Origin of the sequence: Duganella rivi (assembly GCF_009857435.1) — a bacterium.
GTDB lineage: Bacteria > Pseudomonadota > Gammaproteobacteria > Burkholderiales > Burkholderiaceae_D > Rugamonas > Rugamonas rivi.
In genome coordinates this window covers 654,486-681,062 of sequence record NZ_WWCK01000001.1, presented here as the reverse complement: position 1 = coordinate 681,062, position 26,577 = coordinate 654,486, and the positions used below count along the sequence as shown (strand labels likewise).

At 60.7% G+C, this 26,577-nt stretch carries 21 protein-coding genes; 12 read left to right on the top strand and 9 right to left on the bottom strand.

The window, feature by feature from the left end; genetic code table 11:
• Nucleotides 1–2 precede the first annotated feature (2 nt).
• A complete protein-coding gene (locus tag GTP45_RS03105) occupies nt 3–1,496 on the bottom strand; it encodes a tetratricopeptide repeat protein (RefSeq protein ID WP_161012398.1) in 1,494 nt (497 codons plus the stop codon).
• A 20-nt stretch (nt 1,497–1,516) separates the two neighbouring features.
• Complete coding sequence (gene uraH / locus GTP45_RS03100; protein ID WP_161012397.1) at nt 1,517–1,870, bottom strand: hydroxyisourate hydrolase; 354 nt, start codon at nt 1,868–1,870, stop codon at nt 1,517–1,519.
• 109 nt (nt 1,871–1,979) lie between these two features.
• Here uraH and puuE point away from each other — a divergent pair, with 109 nt between their 5' ends.
• The 10 genes from puuE to GTP45_RS03050 all read left to right on the top strand — a co-directional run bounded on the left by puuE (nt 1,980) and on the right by GTP45_RS03050 (nt 18,655).
• Nucleotides 1,980–2,933 carry an allantoinase PuuE gene (puuE, locus tag GTP45_RS03095; RefSeq protein ID WP_161012396.1) on the top strand — a complete coding sequence of 318 codons (954 nt, stop codon included), beginning with the start codon at nt 1,980–1,982 and terminating at the stop codon, nt 2,931–2,933.
• A gap of 7 nt (nt 2,934–2,940) precedes the next feature.
• A complete protein-coding gene (xdhA, locus tag GTP45_RS03090; protein WP_161012395.1) occupies nt 2,941–4,410 on the top strand; it encodes a xanthine dehydrogenase small subunit in 1,470 nt (489 codons plus the stop codon).
• Between the two features lie 11 nt (nt 4,411–4,421).
• Nucleotides 4,422–6,755: a xanthine dehydrogenase molybdopterin binding subunit gene (gene xdhB / locus GTP45_RS03085; protein WP_161012394.1), complete on the top strand. Its 2,334-nt coding sequence runs from the start codon at nt 4,422–4,424 to the stop codon at nt 6,753–6,755.
• Between the two features lies 1 nt (nt 6,756).
• Entirely contained in the window at nt 6,757–7,776 is a 1,020-nt protein-coding gene (gene xdhC, locus GTP45_RS03080) for a xanthine dehydrogenase accessory protein XdhC (protein ID WP_161012393.1), read from the top strand.
• A 30-nt stretch (nt 7,777–7,806) separates the two neighbouring features.
• Nucleotides 7,807–9,114 (top strand): guanine deaminase, encoded by a 1,308-nt coding sequence (guaD, locus tag GTP45_RS03075; RefSeq protein WP_161012392.1) that lies wholly within the window; start codon nt 7,807–7,809, stop codon nt 9,112–9,114.
• 13 nt (nt 9,115–9,127) lie between these two features.
• Entirely contained in the window at nt 9,128–10,564 is a 1,437-nt protein-coding gene (locus GTP45_RS03070) for an amidohydrolase family protein (RefSeq protein ID WP_161012391.1), read from the top strand.
• A 588-nt stretch (nt 10,565–11,152) separates the two neighbouring features.
• Nucleotides 11,153–14,593 (top strand): TonB-dependent receptor, encoded by a 3,441-nt coding sequence (locus GTP45_RS03065; protein ID WP_161012390.1) that lies wholly within the window; start codon nt 11,153–11,155, stop codon nt 14,591–14,593.
• Between the two features lie 77 nt (nt 14,594–14,670).
• Nucleotides 14,671–16,356: a bifunctional metallophosphatase/5'-nucleotidase gene (locus GTP45_RS03060; protein ID WP_161012389.1), complete on the top strand. Its 1,686-nt coding sequence runs from the start codon at nt 14,671–14,673 to the stop codon at nt 16,354–16,356.
• A gap of 17 nt (nt 16,357–16,373) precedes the next feature.
• Entirely contained in the window at nt 16,374–17,597 is a 1,224-nt protein-coding gene (locus GTP45_RS03055) for a phospholipase D-like domain-containing protein (RefSeq protein WP_161012388.1), read from the top strand.
• Nucleotides 17,594–18,655: a S1/P1 nuclease gene (locus GTP45_RS03050; RefSeq protein WP_161012387.1), complete on the top strand. Its 1,062-nt coding sequence runs from the start codon at nt 17,594–17,596 to the stop codon at nt 18,653–18,655. The genes GTP45_RS03055 and GTP45_RS03050 overlap by 4 nt, the downstream gene beginning before the upstream one ends.
• On the opposite strand, the gene GTP45_RS28950 is transcribed toward GTP45_RS03050, so the two are convergent.
• Together GTP45_RS28950 and GTP45_RS03045 are read right to left on the bottom strand one after the other, a co-directional pair.
• On the bottom strand, nt 18,656–18,787 hold the full coding sequence (locus tag GTP45_RS28950) for a hypothetical protein (protein WP_267876184.1): 132 nt from the start codon (nt 18,785–18,787) through the stop codon (nt 18,656–18,658).
• A 31-nt stretch (nt 18,788–18,818) separates the two neighbouring features.
• Nucleotides 18,819–19,574 carry a DeoR/GlpR family DNA-binding transcription regulator gene (locus GTP45_RS03045; protein WP_161012386.1) on the bottom strand — a complete coding sequence of 252 codons (756 nt, stop codon included), beginning with the start codon at nt 19,572–19,574 and terminating at the stop codon, nt 18,819–18,821.
• Between the two features lie 77 nt (nt 19,575–19,651).
• Here GTP45_RS03045 and GTP45_RS03040 point away from each other — a divergent pair, with 77 nt between their 5' ends.
• Nucleotides 19,652–20,230: an NUDIX domain-containing protein gene (locus GTP45_RS03040; protein WP_161012385.1), complete on the top strand. Its 579-nt coding sequence runs from the start codon at nt 19,652–19,654 to the stop codon at nt 20,228–20,230.
• Between the two features lie 155 nt (nt 20,231–20,385).
• A complete protein-coding gene (locus tag GTP45_RS03035) occupies nt 20,386–20,748 on the top strand; it encodes a c-type cytochrome (protein ID WP_161012384.1) in 363 nt (120 codons plus the stop codon).
• Here the strand turns inward: GTP45_RS03035 and GTP45_RS03030 are convergent.
• The 5 genes from GTP45_RS03030 to tal form a co-directional block, all read right to left on the bottom strand.
• Nucleotides 20,745–21,716 (bottom strand): ABC transporter permease, encoded by a 972-nt coding sequence (locus GTP45_RS03030; protein WP_161012383.1) that lies wholly within the window; start codon nt 21,714–21,716, stop codon nt 20,745–20,747. The two genes, GTP45_RS03035 and GTP45_RS03030, sit on opposite strands and share 4 nt — an antisense overlap.
• A 7-nt stretch (nt 21,717–21,723) precedes the next feature.
• The gene (locus GTP45_RS03025) at nt 21,724–22,797 is read right to left on the bottom strand and encodes an ABC transporter permease (protein WP_166454510.1); all 1,074 of its coding nucleotides are present in this window, start codon (nt 22,795–22,797) and stop codon (nt 21,724–21,726) included.
• Complete coding sequence (locus tag GTP45_RS03020) at nt 22,794–24,323, bottom strand: ABC transporter ATP-binding protein (protein ID WP_161012382.1); 1,530 nt, start codon at nt 24,321–24,323, stop codon at nt 22,794–22,796. Before GTP45_RS03020 ends, GTP45_RS03025 begins: the two co-directional genes overlap by 4 nt.
• 75 nt (nt 24,324–24,398) lie before the next feature.
• Nucleotides 24,399–25,394 (bottom strand): BMP family lipoprotein, encoded by a 996-nt coding sequence (locus GTP45_RS03015; RefSeq protein ID WP_161012381.1) that lies wholly within the window; start codon nt 25,392–25,394, stop codon nt 24,399–24,401.
• Nucleotides 25,395–25,482: 88 nt separating this feature from the next.
• On the bottom strand, nt 25,483–26,556 hold the full coding sequence (tal, locus tag GTP45_RS03010) for a transaldolase (RefSeq protein ID WP_161012380.1): 1,074 nt from the start codon (nt 26,554–26,556) through the stop codon (nt 25,483–25,485).
• Nucleotides 26,557–26,577: the final 21 nt, after the last annotated feature.

The window sequence follows — 26,577 nt, the reverse complement described above, 5'->3', positions numbered from 1 at the left end:
GCTTATCGGCTCATGATGATGGCGTGGGCGGCGATGGGGGCGCCATTTTCCTGGCGGGCTTCCATGGCTTGGGTGGCGAGGACTTGGAAGCCGGTGGCGGCGGCCAGTCGTTGCAGGTATTCCAGCGTGTGGGCGTAGCGGTTGGATGGGCGCAGCACGTAGTCGGCATCGTCGCCAGATTCGACCGAGAAGCAGAAGCGGCCGCCCGGACGCAGCGCGGCGTGGACGGCCTTGAACACCGGCGCAAGGTCTCCGATGTAGACGAAGACGTCGGCGGCTACCGCCAGATCGTAGGCGCCTTCGCGGGATGCCAAAAACGGAAGGAGGTCGTCGCAGGCTAGGTGGTCGTACAGATTGCGTTCGGTGGCTTTGTCCAGCATTTGCTGCGACAGGTCGACGCCGTGCAGGTGCTGCGAGTAGGCGCGCAGGTATGGGCCGCACAAGCCGGTGCCGCAGCCTAGATCGACTGTCTTCAAATCCGACGACGGCGCGACGTGGCGCAGCAGGGCGTCCAGCACGGCAGGTGTTTTGTAGCCGAGTACCTCGGTCAAGTGCTGGTCGAAGTGGTTGGCGTATTGGTCGAACAGCGAGCGCACATAATCGTTCGGCAGCGCGGCCGGTGTTTCGCCTTCGCCCACCGAGGCCAGTGCGAAGGCGATGGTTTCTGGATTGTCGCCATGCGCCAGCGCGGCGCGGTAGGCGGCGATGGCTTCTTCGCGCCGGTCCAATGAACGCAGCGCGTTGCCGCGATGGTAGTGGGCCAGCGCGTAATCGGGACGGTGCTTGAGCGCCTGGTCGTAGCTGTCCAGCGCCGCGCCGAATTCACCGAGTTTGAATAGCGAGGAACCTTGCGCGCTGTATGCCTCCGCCCAATCGGGCCGCAAGTGGATGGCGCGGTCGAAGCTCTCCACAGCCTCCGGCAGGTAGCGCAGGCAGTGCAGGGCGTTGCCGCGTGCGAGCCACGCATCGGCATAGCGATCCCTGATGTTGAGCGCATCTTCGGCTGCGCCCAGCGCGTCGAGATAGCGGCCCATGTCCTGCAAGACGATGGCGCGGTTGCAGTGCGCTTCCGCGTAATCGGGCTTGAACTGCAAGGCGCGCTGGTAGCTGTCCAGCGCCTCGGCCGGACGGGCAAGCTTGCGCAGCGCGTTGCCGCGATTGCTCCACGCCAGCGCATACGATGGATTCAAGGCCAGCGCGCGGTCATGGCTGGCCAACGCCTCTTCAGCGCGGCCCGCATCCAGCAAGGCCACCCCCAGATTGCAATGCGCATTGGCTTGCGCGCCGTCGATGGCAATCGCGCGCGAAATCAGGTCGATGGCGGCGGTAATGTCGCCTTGCTGTCGCGCGATCACGCCCAGCAGATGCAGCGCATCGAACTGGCGCGGATTGAGTTCAAGGACCTGCCGGTACAGCGCTTGTGCCGGCTCGAACCGTCCCTGCTGATGCAGCTCGACGGCTTGTTGAAGAAAGGATGCGGCCAGGGATTCAGTCATAGTGCCCGCATCTTATCAGGTCAGCTCCCGCGATAGGTCGAATAGGCCCACGGCGACACCACCAGCGGCACGTGGTAATTCTGATCCGCATGCGCCACGCCGAACGCCAGCGTCACCTCATCGATAAAGCGCGGTTCCGGCAGCGCCACGCCCTGCGCGGCGAAATATTCGCCGGCGCTGAACACCAGCTCATATTTGCCCTGTTTCAGTGCATCGCCCTCCAGCAGCGGGGTGGAACAGCGGCCGTCGGCGTTGGTGACGTCAGTTTTCAGCAGCTCGCGGCCCTGCGGCCCTACCGCATACAAAGCCACTTTAACGCCGGCGCCCGGCTTGCCTTGGGTGATGTCGAGAACGTGTGTACTGAGTTTGCCCATGATTGGTCCTATATTTGCTTGTAACAGGTATCTATTGTCTAAATCATATACTGCCACGCACGCAGGCATATATGATTAAGGATATAACCCCCATAGACTAAGCTGCGCCATGACCACCTACGATAACTACCCGCGCGACATGATCGGTTACGGCCCGAAACCGCCGCACGCCCAGTGGCCGAACAAGGCCCGCATCGCTGTGCAATTCGTCCTGAATTACGAAGAAGGCGGCGAAAACAGCGTGCTGCACGGCGATGCCGGCTCGGAGACTTTCCTGTCCGAGATTATCGGCGCGGCCTCGTTCAGCAATCGCCATATGAGCATGGAATCGCTGTACGAGTACGGTTCGCGCGCTGGTTTGTGGCGTTTGCTGCGCATGTTTGAAGACCGCAAGCTGCCGCTGACGATCTTTGGCGTGTCGATGGCGCTGAAGCGCAACCCGGAGGCGGTAGCCGCATTTAAACAGCTGGGCCACGAAATCGCTTGCCACGGCCTGCGCTGGATCAGCTATCAAAACATGGACGAAGCCACCGAGCGCGCCCACATGAAGGAAGCGGTCGACATCATCCGCGAACTGACCGGCAGTGCGCCGCAAGGCTGGTACACCGGCCGCGATTCGCCGCAGACGCGCAAACTGGTGATGGAGCATGGCGGCTTCCGCTACGACTCGGACCACTACGGCGACGACCTGCCATTCTGGCAAACGGTGGATTTCACCAATACCGACGGCCAGGCCGTAAGCGCGCCGCAACTGATCCTGCCATACACGCTGGACACTAACGATATGCGCTTCGCCGCCGCCCAAGGCTTCAACTCCGGCACGCAGTTCTTCGATTATCTGAAGGATGCCTTCGACGTGCTGTATGCCGAGGGCGATCCGAACGGCTTGAACCAGCCGAAGATGCTGAACATCGGCCTGCACTGCCGCATCGTCGGCCGTCCGGCGCGCGCGGCCTCGCTGGCGCGCTTCCTCGACTACGTGCAAAGCCACGACAACGTCTGGATCACCCGCCGTATCGATATCGCTGAACACTGGCGCACTGTGCACCCTTTTGCTGAATGAGATTGTGATGTCTGAACCGATTCGTTTTTACTTCCGTGGCGCAGTACAAGAAATCCACGACGCCGCACCGACCCGCACCGTGCTTCAGCACCTGCGTGAGGATTTGCATTGCACCGGCACCAAGGAAGGCTGCGCGGAAGGCGATTGCGGTGCATGCACAGTCATCGTCGGCAGCTTGAATGCGCAAGGCCAGCTGGAAATGAAGGCGGTGAATTCCTGCATTCAGTTCGCGCCCACGCTGGACGGCAAAGCGCTGTTCACGGTGGAAGACATGCAGCAGCCGGATGGCGCGCTGCATCCGGTGCAGCAGGCGATGGTGGAATGTCACGGCTCGCAATGCGGTTTCTGTACGCCGGGCTTTGTGATGTCTTTGTGGGGCATGTACCTGGATAAAGACGGCAAGCCTGCGCAGCGCAAGGAGATTGACGACTGCCTGTCCGGTAACCTGTGCCGCTGCACTGGCTATCGTCCGATCATCGATGCGGCGCATCGCATGACCGAGCTGCCGAAAGTATCGTTCGACCGCGCCGCGTTGGCCCAGCAACTGCAAGCCTTGCAGCGCGAAGCCGGTTCCACCTACTCGGCGCGCGGCCAGTCGTTCCACGCGCCACGCACGCTGGAGGAACTGGTGGCGCTGCGCACCGCGCATCCGACAGCGACGCTGCTGGCTGGTTCCACCGACATCGGCCTGTGGGTCACCAAGCAGATGCGCGAACTTGGCGACATTATTTACCTCGGCCACGTAACGGCGCTGCAAAGCGTGCAGCAGAAAGACGGCATGCTGGAAATTGGCGCGGGCGTATCGTTGAATGATGCGTATGAAGCGCTGTGCAAGCTGTATCCGGCGGAGCTGGGCGAGTTGTGGCAGCGCTTTGCTTCGCTGCCGATTCGGAATGCAGGCACGCTGGGCGGCAACGTCGCCAACGGTTCGCCGATTGGCGACTCCATGCCGTGGATGATTGCTCTCGGTAGCGAGGTGGTTCTGCAAGGCCCATCCGGCCAACGCGTGCTGGCGCTGGAAGCCTTCTATCTCGATTATCAGAAGAAGGACATGCAAGCCGACGAATTTGTCGTCGCTGTGCGCGTGCCGCTGCCGCGTGCCAACGTGCAGTTCCGTACCTACAAGCTGGCCAAGCGCTTCGATCAGGATATCTCGGCGGTGTGCGCGGCGTTTGCGTTTGCGCTCGATGGCGGCAAGGTTGTGGATGCGCGCATTGCGTTTGGCGGCATGGCTGCTACGCCGCGCCGCGCACCGCGTGCCGAAGCATCGCTGATAGGCCTGGGCTGGAACGAAGCCAATCTGCGCGTAGCGATGGATTTGCTCCAGCAGGATTACGCGCCGCTGTCGGATATGCGCGCGTCCAATACCTATCGCATGCAGACCGCGCAGAATCTGCTGCGCCGTTTCTGGTTTGAGACGCGCGCTGATGCACCGCTTGCGGCCGATGCCGTCAACGCCTTCGCTTGCCGCGCTTGAAAGGAGCCATCATGAATCAACCAGTTGCTCCATCTGCGATTGCGGAATCGGCTTGGAAAGCCGTGGGCGTCGCGCGCCCGCACGAATCGGCCGAGCTGCACGTGCTGGGCCAAGCTACTTACACCGACGATATCCCCGAGCTGCAAGGTACGCTGCATGCGGCGCTGGGCTTATCGTCGAAAGCGCATGCGCGCATTACGGCGATAGACTTGGCGCCGGTACGCAATGCGCCGGGCGTGGTGGCTGTGTACACGGCTACTGATATCGTCGGCACCAATGATTGCGGGCCGATTATTCACGACGATCCTATCCTCAGCGCGGGAGAGGTGATGTATGTCGGCCAGCCGATTTTCATCGTGGTGGCGGACACGCACGACAACGCGCGGCGTGCCGCGCGCAAAGCCGTTGTGACGTATGACGAACTGCCGGCCATCTTCACGCCACAGGAAGCCAAGGCAGCTAATTCGTACGTGCTGCCGCCGATGCAGCTCAAGCGCGGCGATTACCAGACGGCGTTTGAAATGGCGCCGCGCGTGGTTAAGGGCCAGCTATTCGTCGGCGGTCAGGAGCAGTTCTACCTCGAAGGCCAGATCGCCTACGCGATTCCGAAGGAAGACAATGGCATGCTGGTGCAATGCTCAACGCAGCACCCGAGCGAGATGCAGCACGTGGTGGCGCATGCCATCGGTGTGCATTCGCACAAGGTGCAAGTGGAGTGCCGCCGCATGGGCGGTGGCTTCGGCGGCAAGGAGTCGCAGTCGGCTTTGTGGGCTGCCTCGGCGGGCATTGCTGCGGCCAAGCTGCGCCGCCCGGTCAAGCTACGCGCGGATCGTGATGACGATATGCTGGTGACGGGCAAGCGTCACTGCTTCTTCTACGAGTATGAAGTTGGTTACGACGACAGCGGCAAGATCCTGGCGGCCAAGGTGGATATGACTTTGCGCGCAGGCTTCTCGGCGGATTTGTCGGGGCCAGTTGCGACGCGCGCGGTCTGCCACTTCGATAACACTTATTATTTGTCGGACGTGGATATTCGCGCCGGCTGCGGCAAGACCAACACGCAGTCGAATACGGCGTTCCGTGGTTTCGGCGGCCCGCAAGGTGCAATTGCGATTGAGTACATCATCGATGAAATCGCGCGCAATCTGGGTCGCGATGCGCTGGATATCCGTCGTCTCAATTTCTACGGTAAGACCGAGCGCAATGTCACGCCGTATGGGCAGGAGATCGTCGATAACGTCATCGGGGTGCTGACGGCGGAGCTGGAGCAGACCAGCGAGTACCGCGCGCGCCGCAAGGCGATTGAGACTTTTAACGCTAGCAGCCCGGTGCTGAAGAAAGGCTTGGCTTTCACGCCGCTGAAGTTCGGCATTGCATTCAACGTCACGCACTTGAATCAAGCCGGGGCGCTGGTGCACGTGTATGTCGATGGCTCGGTGCTGGTCAATCATGGCGGCACGGAGATGGGGCAGGGCATTAACACCAAGGTGATGCAGGTGGTAGCGCATGAACTGGGCGTGGATATGTCGCACGTTCGCGCCACGGCGACTGATACCAGCAAGGTGGCGAATACTTCGGCCACTGCGGCATCCACCGGCGCGGACTTGAACGGCAAGGCGGCACAGGATGCGGCGCGGCAGATTCGTGAGCGTTTGGCGGCGTATGCGGTCAAGCTGTATGGCGATGAGGATGGACAGCCGGTGCGGTTCTTCGATAATCACGTTCATGTGAACGGCCACAAAGTGGCTTTCCCTGAGCTGGTGCAGAGGGCGTATCTGGCGCGGGTTCAATTGTGGTCTGACGGTTTCTACGCCACGCCGGGCTTGCACTGGAATCCGAAGACGATGAACGGTCATCCTTTCTCGTACTACGCGTATGGTGCGGCGGTATCGGAGGTGGTTGTCGATACGCTGACCGGCGAGTGGAAGCTGCTGCGCGCGGATGCTTTGTACGATGCAGGGCGTTCGCTGAATCCGGCCATCGATATTGGTCAGGTGGAGGGCGCGTTCATTCAGGGCATGGGCTGGCTGACCACGGAGCAGTTGTGGTGGAATGCGGCGGGCAAGCTGATGACGCATGCGCCTTCTACTTACAAGATTCCGGGGATTTCGGATTGTCCTGAGGATTTCCGTGTGAAGCTGTTTGATAACGGGAATGTGGAGGATATTATCCATCGTTCCAAGGCGGTGGGTGAGCCGCCGTTGTTGTTGCCGTTCTCGGTGTTCTTTGCGATTCGCGATGCGATTTCCGCTGTGGGCGGGCATCGTGTGAATCCGCCGTTGAATGCGCCGGCGACCAGTGAAGAGATTCTGCGGGCGGTGTCCGCAGTGGAAATGGCGGCCTGAGATGAATGAGTGGCTGACAGCGCAGGTGTCGGAACCGGCAGTGCTGGTGACCGTGGCGATCGTGGAGGGCTCCGGCCCGCGCGAGCCCGGCGCCAAGATGCTGGTGACTGCGCACGGCCAGCACGATACGATCGGCGGCGGTCATCTGGAAATGTGCGCGATTGAGCTTGCACGCGAAATGTTATCCACCGGCCCGGTCGCTCGATTGGAGCGATACGCGCTTGGCCCGACACTAGGGCAGTGCTGCGGTGGCGTCGTGCACTTGGCATTTGAAAAGATCGATGAGCCGCTGAGCGATGTACTGGCCGTTCTGCGCGCACGCGGTCGTGAAGACAGCTGGCGGTTAAGCGCTATCGATGGCCCGGCGACCGCGTTGCTGCTCGACGCTAACGGCGCAATCGTTGCAGGCGCAGGAGAGGACGCACCAATGCTTGATCGCACACGCGGCACGCATGTTTTGCGTGATGCTGATGGCCGTCGCTGGCTTGCTGATCCTTGCTTTGCGCCGCGTGCGCATTTGGTTTTGTTTGGTGCCGGCCATGTTGGTGCTGCCATCGTGCGCATGCTGGGTGAGCTGCCTTGCACCGTCATCTGGGTCGATGAGCGTGAGGATATGTTCCCTGCCAGCGTGCCGGCCAACGTTACCGTCGAAGCGACCGATGCGCCGGAAGCGGCGGTGGCTGATGCACCGGCCGGCGCTAGTTACTTGGTTATGACCCACAGCCACGCGCTGGATCAGCGCCTCTGCGAAGCGATTCTCAATCGCGCAGACGTGGGCTGGTTCGGCCTGATCGGCTCCAACACCAAGCGCGTACAATTCGAGCGCCGCATGGCCGCGCGCGGCCTGCCGCAAGACCGCATCGCCAACATGGTTTGCCCCATCGGCCTACCCGGCATCACCAGCAAACTTCCTGCCGCCATCGCCGCCTCCGTGTGCGCGCAATTGCTGATGGTGTGGGAAGCCCAGCAAATCGCCGCGCTCAACGCCAGCGAACCTGCACGCCGGTTCGCATCGCGCTAATATTCGCATTCAGATTTAAGAAAGACCTCCATGACCACCAACCTGCAAGCCTACCGTGGCAGCTTGCTGCACTTTCTCGCGGATCCCGCCTTCAGCGACCAGTCCCACGACTGGCACGAAGACGGCCTGCTGATCGTCGCAGACGGCAAAGTGCAAGCCGCCGGCGACTACGCCACGCTGCACGCGACGCTGCCACCGGGCACGCCAGTGCATGACTACAGCGGCAAGCTGCTAATGCCGGGCTTTATCGACACGCACCTGCACTACCCGCAGACCGACATGATCGCCTCACCATCGGAAGGCCTGCTGCCATGGCTGAACACCTACACCTTCCCAACGGAGCGTCAATTCGAAGATAGCACTCACGCCGCCAACGTGGCCGACTTCTTCCTCGATGAACTGCTCCGCTGCGGCACCACCACCGCCATGGTCTACTGCACCGTGCACCCGCAATCGGTGGATGCTTTCTTCACCGCCAGCGAACAGCGCGGCCTGCGCATGGTAGCCGGCAAAGTCATGATGGATCGGAACTGCCCCGAGTTTTTGCGCGATACCGCCGAATCCAGCGCGCGCGATACCGAAGCGCTGATCAAGCGCTGGCACAAGCGCGGCCGTTCGCTGTACGCCATCACGCCGCGCTTCGCCCCAACATCGACGGAAGAACAACTGCACCTCGCCGGCGAACTGGCGCGCGCCTACCCGGACACTTTCATCCAGACCCACGTCTCGGAAAACGAAGCCGAATGCGCGTGGGTGCGCGAGCTGTTCCCGCAAGCCCGCAGCTACATCGACGTCTACGACAGCTACGGCATGATGCGCCCGCGCGCCATGTATGGCCACTGCATCTGGCTCAATGAGCGCGACCGCGAGCGCATGGCAGAAACCCAGTCCGCCGCCGCCATCTGCCCGACCTCCAATCTATTCCTCGGCAGCGGCTTGTTCGACTTCGAACGCGCCGACAAAGCAGGCGTGCTACTCTCGCTGGCGACCGACGTTGGCGGCGGTACGTCCTTCTCCATGTTGCAAACGATGAATGAAGCCTATAAAGTAGCGCGCTTGAAGGGCAGTTACTTGCCGGCCTTGCGCATGTTCTACCTCGCCACGCTGGGCGCTGCGCGCAGCATGCAGCTGGAAGGCGTGATCGGTAATTTCGCCAAGGGCGCGGAAGCGGATTTCATCGTCATCGATCCGCAAGCCACGCCGCTGCTGCAACGGCGCACCGCGCACGGCGGCAGCCTGGAAGAACTGCTGTTCGCATTGGCCTTGCTGGGCGACGACCGCGCGATTGCGGCCACGTATTCGGCCGGCCGCCAGGTACACGTCCGCGAAATGAATTAACCAAGGAAGAACCATGAAGAAAAACATCCACGCTATCGCCATGGCCGCCGCCGTGCTGTGCGCACTGCCGCAAGCGCAAGCCGCCAACGCCAACGAGGAAGCCACCAAGCGCCACTTCGCCTCGCTGGTCGCGCCGGGCAAGGAGCCGAAACTGGCCGAGCTGACGATGTTCTTCACCATGATGCCGAAGGGCGGCGACCTGCATCACCACTACTCGGGCGCGATCTACGCCGAGCAGTATCTGGAGTGGGTGGACAAGGAAGGCTTCTGCGTCAACAAGGCTAACTACACCATCGAGAAGAACAAGCCTGCCGGCGCTTGCGTATCCGGCCAGGATGTCATGAACGACAACACCGTGCTGGCGAACCTGCTGCAGCGCTGGTCGGACAAGGACTTCTACAACCATAGCGCGATTCAGTCGCCGCCAGACCGCCAATTCTTCGACACCTTCGCCTACTTTGGCCCGGTCTCGTCGACCAACACTGCCGACGGCCTGCAGCGCCTGAAGCAGCGCGCCATTCAGGAAAACCTGAGCTACATCGAAACCATCTTCGAGATCGCGCCGATTGCGCAAGACGTAGACTTCGACAAGAAAGCCCTGAGCGGCGGCGTGACCGATGCCGATTTCGCCGCGCTCACCGCCAAGCTGGATAAAGATCCTGCCTTCCAGGGCTGGATCGCCGGCTACATCGATAACGTGAACAAGTCCGGCGCCGGCATCGACGACGACCAATTCACGCTGCGTTACCAGCCGTTCGCGCTGCGCTTCCTGTCGCCGTCGCAGGTGTATTCGCAGATTCTGTCGAGCTTCAAGCTGGCGTCCAGCCATCCGAAAATCGTCGGCGTGAACATCGTCGGCCAGGAAAGCGTGAACGTCTCGATGCGCGATTACGCGCTGCACATGAAGATGTACCGCTACCTGAAAACCAAGTATCCGAAAGTCCAACTGGCGCTGCACGCCGGCGAGCTGTCGCTGGGCATGGTGGAGCCGGAAGGCCTGACCTTCCACATCAAGGACGCGATCGACGTCGCTGGCGCCAGCCGCATCGGCCACGGCATGGACATCGCCCACGAGAGCAATCCGCTGGCCATCATGAAAAAAATGCGTGATGCGAAGATCGCGGTCGAGGTTAATTTGAGCAGCAACGACTTCATTCTCGGCATCAAGGAACAGGCCCATCCGGTCACATTGTTCCGCAAATATGGCGTGCCATACGTGTTGTCGACCGACGACGCCGGCGTGTCGCGTAACAATCTGTCGGGCGAATACGTGCTGTACGCGGCCCGCTATCAGCCCGATTACGCCGAGGTGAAAAAGTTGTCTTACGACAGCATTCGCTATTCTTTCCTGGCCGATGCCGACAAACAGCGTCTTTTGAAGGCATTGGACGGCAAGTTCGCCAAGTTTGAGGCGGAGATTGCCGGTGCCCAATCCAAGGCCGGCCGCTGATCAAAACGGGGCATTTGTGGTGTGTAACCGACAAATGCCCCGATTGTTACAAACTCATTTCCATTCCAGCGCTATTCTACGCGCTGACATAAAACACAATAATTATCAAAAGCAAGTCTATTTCTGATAATTGTGTAGTCCGCCTGCGACAATAATTAGTGGTCTTCCTCGATATTTTTGTTTATTTTGCAATGAATTGATTTCATGCAGGCAAGGCTGACTTATAATTCCGCCCGCCTGTTGTCAGCCTGATACGCGTGTCATGTTTTTGTGACCCGCCTATGACTTATTTATACCTTTATCGTCTAAATTTATAAATTAAATCGTATTTGTCACGCATTTTTCCTTGCTTCATAGTTCACGGAAATGATCCAAAAAGGCAAGATTTTCGCCTTCTCAACGTGTTAGTTAATGTCATAAAGTTGTCATAAACACGTCACGGCCCTGACATATTTGGTCGTTACACTCACCCGCTGCCCGTGGCACGCCGGGATTTAACGGCCCAGACCAGTTGCAGCAAAAGTAAGAGGGAGATCCCTGTCACCAACGGGGTTCCATATAACTATTAGTCTTTTTTGAGGTTATACAATGATCAATCACAAGCGGCTCAAGCTGACGCAAATCGCGCTCAGCCTGTCTATCGCACTAGCGACAGCACCGGCCTTTGCACAGAACACCACTTCGGCAATCGGCGGCCGTATTTCGGCCACCGACGGCAAGCCAGCAGCCGGCGCGACCGTGACCATTACCCACGTTGAATCGGGTACCGTCAGCAACGTCGTCACCGACGCGGAAGGCCGTTATGTCCAGCGTGGCCTGCGTACCGGTGGTCCGTACACGATCACGATCACCAAGGATGGTGTGACCGAGAAACGCGAAGGCGTGTTCACCCAGCTGGCGGAAACCGCCAACGTGGATGCCACCCTCGGCGCTGCCGCAGTGCAATCGGTTACCGTGACCGGCACCTCGCTGGCCCGTTCCGAGCGCTTCAGCAAGTCCAACATGGGCGCCGGCACCAGCATCACCGCGACCGAACTGGCGATCCAGGGTTCGATCAACCGCAACCTGCAAGACTACGCCCGTTCCGACCCACGCGTAGCGCAGACCGACAAAGAGCGTGGCGAAATGTCCGTGGCCGGCCAGAACTCGCGCTACAACTCGCTGACCATTGACGGCGTGGCCGTGAATGACACCTTCGGCCTGGAGTCGAACGGCAGCCCAACCGCCAAGCAGCCGATCTCGATCGAAGCGATCCAGTCGGTGCAGGTGAACGTGGCTAACTACGACGTGACCCAGAAGGGCTACACCGGCGGCAACATCAACGCCGTTACCAAGTCCGGTACCAACAAGGTCAAGGGCAGCGTCTACTATGTGTTCCGTAACGACAAGCTGGCCGGCGACCGCTACAACGCTTCGACCGACACCTACAGCGCACCAGCGCCGTTCAAGGAAACCACCAAGGGTGTTACCGTTGGCGGCCCGCTGATCGAAGACAAACTGTTCATCTTCGCCGCCTACGAAAAACTGGAATCGACCCGTAACGCGCCGTCCTTCGGCCCGATCGGCAGCCAGTTCACCAACGTCGGCATTAACCCATCGGCCATCAGCGGCGCGCAAGATATCGCCAAGAACACCTACGGCATCAACATCGGCGACTCCAGCATGACCGCTGGTTCGGCCCTGACCGTGGATGACAGCCTGGTGAAACTGGACTGGAACATCAACGACAACCACCGCGCCATGGTGCGTTACTCGAAGACCAAGCAAGCCGAGCCACAATTCACCGGCATGAGCGCTACCGGCCTGTCGCTGAACTCGGAATGGTTCTCGCAAGGCAAAACCATCGAAACGCTGGTAGGCCAGTGGACCGCCGACTGGAGCCCAACCCTGTCGACCGAATTCAAAGTGTCGTCGCGCGACTATGACAGCGTGCCGACCCTGAACTCGAACCTGCCGCTGATTAACCTGTCGTTCACTGGCGCCAATGCAGCGGGCACCCCGGCTGCCGTGCCGACCACCGCCCGTACCCTGTCGTTCGGTACCGACAACAGCCGCCAGCGCAACATCCTGGGCACCAAGACCAAAGACGCCTACCTGGGCGCCAACTGGTCGGTGGGTGACCACGAGATCAAGTTCGGTGGCGACTACAGCAAGAACGATGTGTACAACGCCTTCCTGCAAAATATCTGGGGCAACTACACCTTCTCGTGCGTCAACAACTGGAGCTATGCTTTCCTGGGTGGCGCCACGCTGGCTGATTGCTCCAAGGTGAGCAATGCCGACATGCAAGCTGCTGTGCTGGAAAACTTCCGCATCGGCCGTCCATCGTCGTACACCGTGCAGATCCCTAACTCGGGCTACGACCTGAATCAAGCCGTATCGACCTTCAGCATGAAAAACGAAGGCGCTTTCGTGCAAGATACCTGGTCGGTTAACAGCAACCTGACCGTGAGCTACGGCTTGCGTCTGGACGCGACCCGCATGGGCGACCGTCCACTGCGTAACGCTGGTGTTGCTGCCGCTGTAGGCCCAGAAGTTGGCGGCCGCCAGACTGGTGGTTTCGGCATCGACAACACCCAGACCTTCGATGGTCAGAACGTGTGGCAGCCGCGTGCCGGCTTCAACTACAAGTTTGACAGCGCTCGTCCGATGCAAGTGCGCGGTGGCGCCGGCCTGTTCCAAGGTGCAGCGGCGACCGTGTGGCTGTCCAACCCGTTCTCCAACCCTGGCGTTGTGACCTCCAGCATCAGCTGCAACTCGTCGACCCGCGCTTGCCCAGCCGTTGGCGGCACCTTCACGCCTGATATCACCAAGCAGCCTACCGTGCTGAGCGGTGGTACCAGCGCAGCGCAGATCAACGTCGATGCACTGGCTCCTGGCCTGAAGCAGCCATCGGTCTGGAAGTCGAACATCGCGTTTGACACCGAACTGCCATGGTACGGCATCGTGCTGGGCCTGGAAGCGTTGAAGACCGACGTCAAGGATGGTATCTACTACCAGAACTTGAACTTGGGTAAGCCTACCAAGATCGGCACCGATGGCCGTGAGCTGTACTACACTGCCGGCGGCTACAACGCAGCTTGCTGGTCGGCGACCGGTTCGTTGACGACCACCGGCGCTGTCTGCGGCAGCACCGGCACTACGCCTGCACGTAACAAGGCTGGCAGCAACGCCGCCTACAACAACGTGCTGGTTGCAACCGGCACCCACAAAGGTGGCAGCAGCCAGGCGACCGTTTCGCTGAGCCGTCCGATGGTCAACGGCCTGCAATGGTCGGTGGCTTACACCTACACCGAATCGCGCGAAGTGTCGCCACTGACCTCGTCGACTTCGGGCTCGAACTTCTCGGGCCGCTCGGTACTCAACCCGAACGAAGAAGTCAACGCCAACTCGAGCTACCTGGTGAAGGACCGTATCAGCGCGCTGGTTAACTTCCAGAAGCGTTTCTTCGGTTCGTACAAAACCACCTTCGGCTTGTTCTACGAAGGCCGTACCGGTAAGCCATACAGCTGGACTATCAATAACGACATGAACGGTGATGCTCTGGCCGGTAATGACCTGATGTACATCCCTTCGGCGCCAGGTTCGGGCCAAGTGGTGTTCGCTGGCGACACCGCAACCAACCATGCCAACGAAGACAAGTTCTGGTCGATCGTCAATGCCAACTCGGTACTGAAGAAGGCTGCTGGCGGCGTAGTGGGCCGTAACACCGACTTCTCGCCATGGACCAACACCTTCGATCTGCGCCTGTCGCAGGAAATCCCAGGTTTGTTCAAGGGCCACAAGGCTTCGTTCACGCTGGATATGTTCAACTTCGGCAATCTGCTGAACAAGAAGTGGGGCCGTATCAACGAAGTGGGCTTCCAGTCGGCTGGTGCGCAAGCACGTAGCTTCGTCGACTACGTTGGCCTGGACGCTAGCGGCAAGTACATCTACAAAGTGCGCGATGCAGTTGAAGCGCTGGATGTACGCCAGGTTAAAGGCGAATCGCAGTGGGCAGTGCAAGCTACCGTTAAGTACGAGTTCTAATCTCTCGTCTGTAACGTAGTGAATCAAAACGGCTGATGGCAACATCAGCCGTTTTTTTATTTGTACAATACGCGACTATGAACAAATACCTGAGCCTCTTGATTGCCGTTGCGCTGGCTGGTTGCGCGTGGCGCAAACCTCCGCCGCCACCGGCCAATATCACCGAAGTTCAACTAGTGGCGTTGAACGATTTCCATGGCAATCTGGAAGCCAGCAAGTACACCTGGGACAGCGCAGCCGGCGGCGGCGAGCGCGTGATCCAGGCCGGCGGCATCGATACGCTGGGCGCAGCGCTGCAAGCGTGGCGCAAGCAAGACCCGGAACTGCTGCTGGTCGGCGCCGGCGACTTGATCGGCGCCAGTCCGGCCATCTCCTCGATGTGGGCCGACGAGCCGACCATCGGCGCGATGAATCTGCTCGGCCTGCGCGCGACGTCGGTCGGCAATCACGAATTCGATCAAGGCCGCATTGAGCTGCTGCGCCAGCAGAAGGGCGGCTGCGTGTCGCCGCGCGCTGATAAGGCCTGCAAATTTGAAGGCACCTATCAAGGCGCGCAGTTCCAGTACCTGGCTGCGAACGTGATCGATATGACCACGCGCAAGCCGGTGCTGCCTGCCTACAAAATCGAGACCTCGCACGGCGTGAAGGTCGGCTTCATCGGCACCGTGCTGCGCGAGACCGCTGAATCGGCGCTGGCCTCCGGCATTGCGGGCCTGGAGTTTGTGGACGAAGCGGATGCCATCAACCGCCAGCTGCCGGAACTGCGCAAGCAGGGCGTAGGCGTGTTCGTGGTGCTGATCCACCAAGGCGGCCGCACCATCGATAAATTCGACCAGCAGGATTGCGCCAATTTGAAAGGCCCGATCACCGACGTAGTGAAGCGCCTCGATCCCGCGATCCGCGTGGTCATTAGCGGCCACTCGCACCAGGGCTATTTGTGCAAGGTCGATGGCCGCACCGTGACGCAGTCCGACATGGGCGGCCACGTTATGTCGCGCATCAAGCTGACCGTGGATACCGAGACCAACACCGTGCGCAATGTCAGCGCCATGCAGGAAGTGATGGTGCCGGGCACGTGGCCGGCCGATCCCGCGCTGGATGCGTACTTGAAAAAGGCCCGTGAACGCAGCACCGCCGCGCTGGCGCAGCCTATCGCCACGCTGGCCGTGCCGAGCGTGAAGCGTGGAAAAGACCACGCGCGCGAATCGGCGCTGGGTGACTTGGTGGCGGACTCCATGCTGTATGCAGGCCGTCCTTTCGGCGCGCAAATCGCGCTGCAAAATCCGGGCGGTATTCGCCAAGACCTGGAAACCGCTGCAGGCAACCGCGTCACGCTAGGCCACGCAATGGCGGTGCTCCCGTTTGGGAACACCATGGTGGCGATGAATCTGCGCGGCTCGCAAATCGTCGAACTGCTGGAAGAACAGTGGATCGGCGGCCGCGATGCGAAGCGCGGCTTGCTGCAAGTGTCGGAAGGCTTCTGGTACGAGTGGGATCCGGCGCAGCCGGAAGGCCGCAAGATCGTGCCGGGCAGCGTGAAGCTGAACGGCATGCCGCTGCAGATGGAGTCGCAGTACCGCGTGGTGACGAATAACTTCCTGGCCGAAGGCGGCGATGGTTTCCCGGCTTTCACCAAGGGCAGCAACCGCGCGCCGACCGGCGTGCGCGATCTCGATGCGCTGACCAGCTATTTGATCAAGCGCGATCAGGATAAGAAACCGGCGGGTGCAGCCGCGCCGCTGGTGCGCTTCAAGAGCCTGTAAAAATTTTAGGAGTGAGCATGCGTCGTATTTTACTTTCGGCCTTGGTGTCGGCCGCCGTGCTGGCAGCGCCGGCGCGCGCCGAGTTTTCGATTCCCGGCTATGAACTGGTGCAGACCGCGCCGGTGGAAACCTCGCTGCACAGCGATGACCTGCGCAGCGCCGCGCAAGTGTGGACCGAGTTGTTCGATAACGCCAAGAGCGAAATCGTCATCGGCCAGTTCTACGCCGTGGTCAAGCCGGGCAGCGTGTTTGAAAAAGTGGTGGAGCGCCTGGAGGCCGCAGGTAAGCGCGGCGTGAAGATCCGCTTCCTGCTCGATCAAAAAGGCATCGGCTTGTCGGAGCAGCCCACCATTGAGCGTCTGAAGGCGATTCCTAACCTGGAGTTCCGCGTGCTGGACTTCAACAAGCTGACCGGCAACGGCATCATTCACGCCAAGTACCTGGTGGTGGACGGCGCCACGGCCTACATCGGCAGCCAGAATTTTGACTGGCGTTCGTTTGAACACATCCACGAAACGGGCTTGCGCATCACCGATGCGAAAGTGGTGGAGCAGGTACTGGCGATCTTCAATCAGGATTGGCGCGCGCAGGCCTTGACGTCGGCAGGGCAGGTGGCGCCGGTGCTGAATGTGCGCACGGCGATGGGCGATCTGCACCAGCATAACTTCCTGCTGTCCAGCCCTAATCAATACAACCCTGCTGGCGTCGGCGATTCCGAGACCGGCTTGCCGGCGCTGCTGGCGGAAGCCAAGAACGAAGTGCGCATCCAGCTGCTGGACTACGCGCCGTTGAGCTACGGCCCGAAAGGCACGCGTCCTTACTACGGCGTGATCGACAACGCGGTGCGTGCTGCGGCCCAGCGCGGCGTGAAGATCAAGCTGATGGTCTCCAACTGGAATCTGGAAAAGCCGGCGCAGGCTTACCTGAAAAGCCTGGCCGTGCTGCCGAACGTGGAGATCCGCGTGGTGACGCTGCCGGTGGCGTCGAGCGGTTTCATTCCGTTCGCGCGCGTCATTCACAGCAAGACCATGGTGATCGATAATCAGATCGCGTGGGTAGGCACCAGCAATTGGGCCGGCGGTTACTTCGACCTGTCGCGCAATCTGGAAGTGGTGATGCGCAACGAGAAGATGGCCCAGCGCGTAAGCGCTCTGCACGAGCAGACCTGGAGCTCGCCGTACGCGCAAGTCCTCGACATCAACAAGCAATATCCTAAGCCGTCGAAAGGCAGTCCTGAATGAAGAAGCTCGCATGTATCCTGGCGTTGAGCAGCGCCTTTGTGTCGTTTAACGCTCACGCCTGGGGCAACGACGGCCACCGCGCCGTTGGTGCGATTGCGGATCAACTGATCAAGGGCAGCAACGCTGAGAAGCAGGTGCAGGCTTTGCTGCTGCCGGGCGAGAGTCTGGCAGGTGTCGCGTCGTGGGCGGACTGCGTGAAGGGCACTTACTGCGGCCCGCAAACGCCGGAGATGGTGGCTTACACCAGCGCCAATCCTAAGCATAGCGAGTACCACTACACCGACGTGCCGTTCCAGTTGTCGCACTACGAAGACCATGGCGTCGGCACCACTGATCACGATATCGTGCAGACGCTCAAGCAGTGCATCGCCGTGCTGCAAGGGAAGGGCGACGCCACCACCAATCCGCATAACTTCACACCGCGCCAGGCCTTGTTGATGTTGACGCACTTGAGCGGCGATATCGCGCAGCCGCTGCACGTGGGCGAAGGCTATGTCGGCAAGAATGGCGGCTTTGTGCTGCCGACGCAGAAGCAGCTCGATGACAAGGAAGCTTTCGGTTCAACCGGCGGCAATAATCTGCAACTGGACGATATCAAGCTGACCGCCAATAGCGCGCAGCTGATTCCTGCGGAAGACAAGCCTGCTGCGCCAGCCGGTACGCCGGCGCGCGCGCCGCAGACCACGCGCGCCTTCCACTCGTACTGGGACAGCACGGTGGTGAACTACGCCTTCCGCCGCATCGGCGCGCGCACGCCGGAGCAGTTTGCGCAGATGGTCATTGCGGGCAATCCGGTGGTGGCGCCTAGCAGCGGCGACCCGGTGACGTGGCCGTATCAATGGGCCGATCAAACGCTGGTGGTGGCCAAGCTGGCCTACACCGACGTGGTGCCGGGGCCAATGGGGCAGCAAGCCAGCAAGACCACCGGTGAGATGTACAACGTGTGGCCGCTGGCGATCCCTGATAACTACCCTCTGCCATCATCGGCTGCGGCCAAGACCCAGTTGATACAAGGCGGCTACCACCTCGCTGCTGTACTCAAGGCCATTTGGCCCTGATCACTTCCCGGTGATGGGGGTGACGGCGGCAAAGCGCGGTAGATCGGCGCCGCGGATCAGGAACAGGCGGTAGCCGAGCAAGCCCTTATCGACCGGCAGGCGTACCGGCACGTATTGCTGCTCCAGCTCCATGGACGTAGCGCGGGCGAAGATGTTGAAACGTCTATGCCCTAGCGATGGCGATTCCCATGTTGCGATACGGCGCGACCAGCGCTTCCGGCGCATCGCCGGTGACGATGATGGTGTGGACTTGCGACAGCGGTGCGATTTGATAGGGCGAGGCGGTGTCCAGTTTTTCCGGCGACGCCAGTACCACGGTGCGCTGCGCCATGCTGCTGATGGCGCGCTTGACGCCCGCCTCGTCGAAATCGCCGGTGCTGATGCCGGTTTGCGGATGCAGGCTGCACACGCCCATGAAGTAAATGTCGGTGCGGATTTGCGTGATGGCTTCCAGTGCCGCTGGCCCCATCGCCACCACGGAGTGCTTGAATAACCGGCCGCCGATCAGGATCACATCAACCAGCGGATGCTCGACCAATTCCACTGCCACCGAGGGACTGTGCGTGACCACGGTGCAGCGCAAGTCTTGCGGCAGCGCGCGCGCCAGCTGCACGGCGGTGGTGCCGCCGTCGATGAAGACCACCTGGCCCGGCTCGATCATGGCGGCCGCGGCGCGGGCGATGGCGGGCTTGGTGTCGCTGGAAATCTGCTGGCGTTGCGCGAAGTTGCCCAGCGCCGGCGAGGGGGGCAGGGCGCCGCCGTGTACGCGTTGCAGCAAGCCTTCGCTGGCCAGTTCGCGCAGGTCGCGGCGGATAGTGTCCTCGGACAGGCCCAGCTCCTCGCTCAGCGATTTGGCGACGATCTGGCCGTCCTTGTGCAGGCGGGCGAGCAGCAATTCTTTGCGTTGGCGTGTCAGCATATGCATGAAATTTCTTGATATTGCACGATATTGCATGATATCGTAAATAAACGCAATGGGAGAAATGGGAGATCAACATGCCAGAAGACCGCGTTCGCATCCACAAGGTAGAAGTTTTGTCCGACGACTGGTTCTTGCTGCAAAAGACCACCTTCGACTATCGCCGCAGCGATGGCAGCTGGCAGCGGCAGACGCGCGAGACCTATGATCGCGGCAATGGCGCGACCATCCTGCTGTACAACCGCGAGCAGCGCACGGTGCTGCTGGTGCGGCAGTTCCGCTTTCCGACTTACGGCAACGGCCATGACGGCTTCCTGATCGAGACCGCGGCGGGGCTGCTGGATCAAGCCTCGCCGGAGGAGCGCATCAAGGCCGAGGTGGAAGAAGAAACCGGTTACCGCGTGGGCGAAGTGCGCAAAGTGTTCGAAGCCTTCATGAGTCCCGGCTCGGTGACCGAGCGCCTCTACTTCTTCGTCGCCGAATATGACCCTGCCAGCCGTCCCGGCGCCGGCGGCGGCATCGCCGAAGAAGGCGAAGACATCGAAGTGCTGGAATTAAAAATGGAAGACGCCCTGCAAATGATCGCCGACGGCCGCATCGCCGACGGCAAAACCATCATGCTCATCCAATACGCCGCTTTGCATCTGTTACGCTGAAGGCTGATTGAGCCGCGCCGCCAACCCAAAAGGTTGGGGTCTGACCCCGTATGGGGTCAGACCCCTGGTCGCCGCAGTGCGGGTTTTGCGATTCCCGCACACTCAGCAGAGAAACAGAACCTGAACCCGCTTGGTTTTCGCTTTGGGGTATTTGTATGAAGTTATATTTTTTAGCAGTGCTGCTGTTAGCTGGACAAGCCTGCGCCACAGGCGTGGGCGATCCCAAGAACGGCGCGTTTTTATTTCGGCGCTGTGCGTCTTGTCACGCGGTGGGGCCGTATGCGAGTGCGGGCTATGGGCCGCAGTTGAATGGGATTATTGGACGCCGTGCCGCTTCGACCAAGGACTACAAGTATTCGGAAGCGATGAAGAAGTCGGGATTGACCTGGGATGAGAAGACGCTAGCCGCCTACCTGCGCGCACCGCACGACGTGGTGCCGGGAACGAGTATGCGGTTCTGGGGAATCAAGGATGAACAGCAGGTCGCCGACCTGCTGTCCTATATGAAGACGTTTTAACGGGACTTCACGAACGGGGTGCCCAGGGCTTTAGGCGCCACCGATTTGGCCATCAGGCCGGCCAGCACGATCACGGTCAACACGTATGGCACCATCTGGATCAAGGCGCCCGGCACGCGGCCGATCACCGGCAACTCTACGCCTTCAATCTGGATCTGCACCGCGCCGAAGAAGCCGAACATCAGGCAGCCCATGAAGGTGTACAGCGGACGCCAGTTACCAAACACCATGGCCGTCAGCGCCAGATAGCCTGCACCAGCCGACATATCGCGCAGGAAGAAGCCGCTCTGTACGATCGCCAGGTAGGCGCCCGAGAACGAGCACAGGAAACCCGCGATCAGCATCGCGAAGTAGCGCTGGCGTTCGACGTTGACGCCGGCCGCATCGGCAGCATGCGGGTTCTCGCCGCAAGCGCGCAGGCGCAGGCCGAAGCGGCTGTGGTACACCAGCCAGTGCACCAGCGGCACCAGTGCAAACGCCAGGTACACCAGCACCGAATGGCCGCCGATCAGGTGCGCGTACAGCCAGCCGATGAACGGAATATGCTCCACCGCCGCAGAACCAGGCAGCACCACGTCGAACAAACGCGCCGAGCCCAGATCCGGCGTACGGCCGCCTTGCTGGAAGATGTACTGCGCCACCACGAAGGTCAAACCGCTCATGGCGATGTTGATGGCGATGCCGGCCACCAGCTGGTTGCCTTTTTGCGTAATGGCGATGTAGGCCTGCAAGCTAGCCAGCAGCATCGACACCAGCACGCCGGCCATCACGCCGTACCAAGGGTTCTGCGTGGTGAAGGCCACCGCCGCCGACACGAATGCCGACGCCAGGATCTTGCCTTCCAGGCCGATGTCGATCACGCCCGAACGCTCGGCAAACAAGCCGGCCATGGCGGCGAAAATCAGTACCGGCGCATTGCGCACGGTCGATACCAGGATACTGCCGATATGGAGATCATCAAAAGTCATATCGTTCTCACTTCTTCAATTTGAGCATTTTGGCGATAGCCGGCGCGTACAAGTATTCCATCGCGCCGCAGAACAGGATGACCACACCCTGCACCACAATCACCATCTCCGGCGGGATGTTTTGCTTTTCCAGCGACAGGTCAAAGCCACCTTGCGTCAGCGCGCCAAACAGCACTGCCGACAGGAAGATGCCGACCGGGTGCTGGCGGCCCATCAGCGCAATCGCGATGCCGATAAAGCCCGCGCCGCCGACAAAGCCCAGCGACAGGTAGTGGGTCGAACCCATGATGGAGTTGACCGAACCGAGACCGGCCAGCGCGCCCGAAATCAGCATCACGATGATGATCATCTTGCTGATGCGGATGCCGGCGTAGTGCGCCGCGTGCTGGTTCAAACCGGTGGCGCGCAGCTTGAAGCCCCACGCCGAACGCGTTACCACCACGCCGTAAATCACCAGCGCGATAATCGCGATGAAGAAGCTGATGTTGAGCGGCGTCTCGCCCAGCACCGGGAACCACTGGTTCAGGCGCGGCATTTCAGCGGCAGCGGAGAACACGCGGCTGGCCGGATTCTGTTCGCCTGGCGGCACCATTTGCAGCACCACACTATTCATCAGCGAGTTGGCGATGTAGTTGAACATGATGGTGGTCACCACCACGTGGCTGCCGCGCTTCGCTTGCAGGTAGCCGGGCAGGAAGGCCCACAGTGCGCCAAACAGCGCGGCGCTGACGATGCCGAGCGGGATCAGGATCCAGAACGGCAGCGAGCTATCGAACGCCAGCATCGACAAGGTCAAGCCCAAGCCGGCAAAGTACATCTGGCCTTCGGCGCCGATGTTGAACAAGCCGGCCTGCATGGCGATCGACACGGCCAGGCCGGTGAAGATGAAGGTCGACGCGTAGAACAGCGTGTAGCTCAAGCCTTCCGGGTTGATGACGGCGCTGTTGACCAAAATCTGCAGCGATTCAATCGGGCTCTCGCCGAGGAAGTGGATCACCAGCGCGGTCACCAGCAGTGCCGACAGCAGGTTCAGAACGGGCAATACAAACGCGGTTGCCCAGCGTGGCAGGTCTTTATTCATGATTTATGCTCGCCCCCCATCAGCAGGCCGATGCGGGTGGTGTCGAATTCTTCAATTTTCAGTTCGCCGGTAATGCGGCCGCCGCACATGACCAGGATACGGTCGGCCAGCGCGCGCACTTCTTCCAATTCCACGGAGACCAGCAAGATCGCCACGCCTTCATCGCGCAGTTTCAGCAACTGGGTGTGGATGCTCTCGATGGTGCCGATGTCGACGCCGCGGGTCGGCTGGCCGACCAGCATCAGCTTTGGCTGCGCCAGCACTTCGCGCGCGATCACTACCTTCTGCTGGTTGCCGCCGGAGAGCAGGCCGATACGCAGGTCGTGGTTATTTGGACGTACGTCAAAATTCGTCATCAGCTCTGCGCAACGCGCTGCGATGGCTTTGAAGTCCAGCAGGCCCCACTTGTTTTTCAGCTTGTCCTGGTAGCCGAAGATGGTGTTGTGCATGACCGAGAAGGCCTTGATCACGCCATCGCGCAGGCGGTCTTCCGGCACGTGGCCGATGCCCAGGTCGCGGAAGGTGCGCGGCAAGCCGTCGGCATCCGAGCGGCCTTTGAACGGCAGTTCCTTGCCGAGGAAATCGAGCTTGCCTTCGGTTGGCAAACGCATGCCCGACAGGATCTCCATCAATTCGCTCTGGCCGTTGCCGGACACACCGGCAATCGCCACGATCTCGCCGGCGCGCAGCGTGAAGCCGATATCGGCCAGCAGCTTGACGCCTTGATCGTCCAGCAGTTGCAGGCCTTGGACTTCCAGCACCGGCGCACCCGGGTTGTAAGGCTTGCGCGGCAGGTTGTTTTCGATCGGACGGCCGACCATCATATTGGCCAGGTCTTCCTTGGTGGTGCCGGCGGTCGGCACGGCGCCGATCACGCGGCCGCCGCGCATCACGGTGACGGTGTCGGTGATGTCGAGGATCTCTTGCAGCTTGTGCGTGATCAGGATGATGGTCTTGCCCTGTTCCTTGAACAGGCGCAGGATTTCAAACAGCGACTCGGTCTCCTGCGCAGTCAGCACAGCGGTCGGTTCGTCAAGAATCAGAATATTGGCGCTGCGGTAGATCTGCTTGAGAATCTCCACGCGCTGCTGCGCACCCACCGACAAATCGTGGATGGTGGCCAGTGGATCGACGTCGAGGCGGTAGCGCGCGCAAATCTCGCGCAGTTCCTCTTCCACCTGTACGCGCTTGGCCTTGAGCTTGAAGCTGCCTTCGCTGCCCAGCATCACGTTATCGAGCACGGTCATGTTCTCGACCAGCATGAAGTGCTGGTGCACCATGCCGATGCCGAGGGCAATCGCCTCCTGGCTGTTATGGATGCGACGCGCTTGGCCATCGAGCAGGATCTCCCCGCCGTCGGCGCGGTAGTATCCGTACAGGATGCTCATCAGAGTCGATTTGCCGGCGCCGTTCTCGCCCACCAGGCCGTGGATGGAACCCTTGGCGATGGTGAAGTTGACGTCCGTGTTCGCTTTTACAGCCCCAAAGTGCTTGGAGATGCCGCGAAATTCTACTGCTGGCTGCATAGGATCGTTTTTTATTTAAGTAAAACGCGCCGCGAGGGGAAAACCCCGGCGGCGCGCTTCGTGTTCAAACAGGTTTTAGACCGGGCAGGCAGCGCCCGAACGAATATCGATGACCTTGACCTTGCCATCGATGATGTCCTTGCGCGCGCCCATCACACGCTTCTCGATTTCCGGCGTGATCAGCTTGCGGTTGTGTTCATCCAGCGCCCAATCGACGCCGCCTTCTTTCAAGCCCTTGGCAGTGACGCCAGCCTTCCACGTACCGTTCTTCATTTGCATGAAGGAGTCGTAGACGGCGTTGTCGACGCGCTTGACCATCGAGGTCAGGATCGAGCCAGGGTACAGCGAGTTCTGGTTCGAATCGACGCCGATCGCCAGCTTGCCTTTTTCCTTGGCGGTTTGCAGCGTGCCCAGGCCCGAACCGCCGGCCACGGCAAACACTACGTCGACGCCGCGGTCAAACTGCGAGCGTGCCAGCTCGCCGCCCTTGGCCGGGTTGTTCCACGAATCGGAGGTGGTGCCGACCATGTTGGAGCTCACGTCGACTTTAGGATTGACCGCCTTGGCGCCCTGCGTGTAGCCGCAAGCGAAGGTGCGGATCAGCGGGATATCGACGCCGCCGATGAAGCCCAGCTTCTTCGACTTGGAGGCCATGGCCGCAGCCACGCCCACCAGGTACGAACCTTCTTCTTCCTTGAAGGTGATGGAGTTGACGTTGGCGCCTTGCGCCACGCCGTCGATCAGCACGAAGCGGACTTTCGGGAATTCCTTGGCGACCTTCTGCACGGCCGCCTGCTGGGCGAAGCCGATCGAGGCGATCAGGTCGAGGTTCTTGCGGGCGAGGCCGCGCAGCACCTGTTCGGCCTGGGTGTCGCTCGAAGCTTGCACCTCGATGAATTTGATATTGGTTTCCTTATTGAAGCGCGTAGCGCCTTCAAAAGCGGACTGGTTAAACGACTTGTCGAACTTGCCGCCTGCGTCATACACGATGCCCAGTTTTGGGTCAGCCGCGGACGCGCTGGCAGCGATAAACAGTGCTGCAACCGTCAAACTAAGTTGTGAAAGTTTCATGAATAGGCTCCTGGAAGATCGATATTGTATATTTTTATTGGCCGACAGGAGCAATTCCCTGCCGTTTAATTCCTCTAAATCCCTGATTTCACTCGGTAAGTGCTAGCAACTTGCTAAAAGCTTGCTCGAATTGCAGGAGGCCGGCGTCCAGCAATTGCTTGCCGATTGTTTCCAAATCGATACCTTGGTGCGCCAATTGCGCCAGTATGGCGCGCTCGGCCTGCACCTCCGTGCCCAGCGTCAGCGCGGCCACGCCGTGGTCGCGGAACGCCGCCAGCGTGGCGTCCGGCACCGTGTTGATGGTGTCCGGGCCGATCAAGCCCTCGACGTAGCGCACATCGCGCTCGGCGGCGGTCTTGGTGGCGGTGCTGGCCCACAGCAGCCATTGCGGCGTCGCGCCAAAGGCGGCAAACACGCCGAAACCGTTGTCGTTCTTGCTATCGGCGTAGACGATGCGGGCGGCGGCCATGGCGGCCTGCCCGCGCAGTTTGTCGCCTGCCGGCAGCAGGGCGTCGACCGCGACGTCGATGCGGCTGATGAACACGCTGGCCACGCTGGCAATGCGCTGTACCGATAATTTGTCTTGCAAACGGCGTGCCAAGCCGCGGCGGTGGGCGGCGCGCACGGCTTGCACCTGGCTGGCGCTGAAGATCAGGGTCATGTTGACGCTGATGCCTGCGTAGATCACGTCTTCCAGCGCGGCGATGCCGGCCGGCGTGGCCGGGATCTTGATCATGGCGTTGGGGCGGGCGATCAGCGCCCACAGACGCTGGGCTTCGGCCACGGTGCCGGCGGCATCATGCGCAAGGCGCGGCGCCACTTCAAAGCTGACAAAGCCGGCGCGGCCGTCGCTGTCGGCGTACAGCGGCGCGAACAGGTCGCAGGCGCGCTGCACGTCGGGAATCACCAGCGCTTCAAAACGCGCTTCCGGCGAAGCGTGCGCGGTGCGCAGCAGGGGCAGGGCGGCCTGGTAGGCCGGATCGTGCTGAATGGCGTGGTAAAAAATGGCGGGATTCGAGGTGACGCCCTGCACGCCGTCGTGGGCGATCAGCTCGGCCAGTTGGCCGGAGGCGATCAGTTGGCGGCTCAGGTTGTCGAGCCAGATTTGTTGTCCGAGGGCGCCGACTGCCTGCAGCCGGCTGTGTTCGAGCATGTTGTTCATCTACCGTTCCAAGAGTGTATG

Excerpts from the sequence above, each read along its gene's own strand:
- GTP45_RS03105 (WP_161012398.1), bottom strand. The coding sequence starts at position 1,496 with ATGACTGAATCCCTGGCCGCATCCTTTCTTCAACAAGCCGTCGAGCTG.
- uraH (WP_161012397.1), bottom strand. The coding sequence starts at position 1,870 with ATGGGCAAACTCAGTACACACGTTCTCGACATCACCCAAGGCAAGCCG.
- puuE (WP_161012396.1), top strand. The coding sequence starts at position 1,980 with ATGACCACCTACGATAACTACCCGCGCGACATGATCGGTTACGGCCCG.
- xdhA (WP_161012395.1), top strand. The coding sequence starts at position 2,941 with ATGTCTGAACCGATTCGTTTTTACTTCCGTGGCGCAGTACAAGAAATC.
- xdhB (WP_161012394.1), top strand. The coding sequence starts at position 4,422 with ATGAATCAACCAGTTGCTCCATCTGCGATTGCGGAATCGGCTTGGAAA.
- xdhC (WP_161012393.1), top strand. The coding sequence starts at position 6,757 with ATGAATGAGTGGCTGACAGCGCAGGTGTCGGAACCGGCAGTGCTGGTG.
- guaD (WP_161012392.1), top strand. The coding sequence starts at position 7,807 with ATGACCACCAACCTGCAAGCCTACCGTGGCAGCTTGCTGCACTTTCTC.
- GTP45_RS03070 (WP_161012391.1), top strand. The coding sequence starts at position 9,128 with ATGAAGAAAAACATCCACGCTATCGCCATGGCCGCCGCCGTGCTGTGC.
- GTP45_RS03065 (WP_161012390.1), top strand. The coding sequence starts at position 11,153 with ATGATCAATCACAAGCGGCTCAAGCTGACGCAAATCGCGCTCAGCCTG.
- GTP45_RS03060 (WP_161012389.1), top strand. The coding sequence starts at position 14,671 with ATGAACAAATACCTGAGCCTCTTGATTGCCGTTGCGCTGGCTGGTTGC.
- GTP45_RS03055 (WP_161012388.1), top strand. The coding sequence starts at position 16,374 with ATGCGTCGTATTTTACTTTCGGCCTTGGTGTCGGCCGCCGTGCTGGCA.
- GTP45_RS03050 (WP_161012387.1), top strand. The coding sequence starts at position 17,594 with ATGAAGAAGCTCGCATGTATCCTGGCGTTGAGCAGCGCCTTTGTGTCG.
- GTP45_RS28950 (WP_267876184.1), bottom strand. The coding sequence starts at position 18,787 with ATGGAGCTGGAGCAGCAATACGTGCCGGTACGCCTGCCGGTCGATAAG.
- GTP45_RS03045 (WP_161012386.1), bottom strand. The coding sequence starts at position 19,574 with ATGCTGACACGCCAACGCAAAGAATTGCTGCTCGCCCGCCTGCACAAG.
- GTP45_RS03040 (WP_161012385.1), top strand. The coding sequence starts at position 19,652 with ATGCCAGAAGACCGCGTTCGCATCCACAAGGTAGAAGTTTTGTCCGAC.
- GTP45_RS03035 (WP_161012384.1), top strand. The coding sequence starts at position 20,386 with ATGAAGTTATATTTTTTAGCAGTGCTGCTGTTAGCTGGACAAGCCTGC.
- GTP45_RS03030 (WP_161012383.1), bottom strand. The coding sequence starts at position 21,716 with ATGACTTTTGATGATCTCCATATCGGCAGTATCCTGGTATCGACCGTG.
- GTP45_RS03025 (WP_166454510.1), bottom strand. The coding sequence starts at position 22,797 with ATGAATAAAGACCTGCCACGCTGGGCAACCGCGTTTGTATTGCCCGTT.
- GTP45_RS03020 (WP_161012382.1), bottom strand. The coding sequence starts at position 24,323 with ATGCAGCCAGCAGTAGAATTTCGCGGCATCTCCAAGCACTTTGGGGCT.
- GTP45_RS03015 (WP_161012381.1), bottom strand. The coding sequence starts at position 25,394 with ATGAAACTTTCACAACTTAGTTTGACGGTTGCAGCACTGTTTATCGCT.
- tal (WP_161012380.1), bottom strand. The coding sequence starts at position 26,556 with ATGAACAACATGCTCGAACACAGCCGGCTGCAGGCAGTCGGCGCCCTC.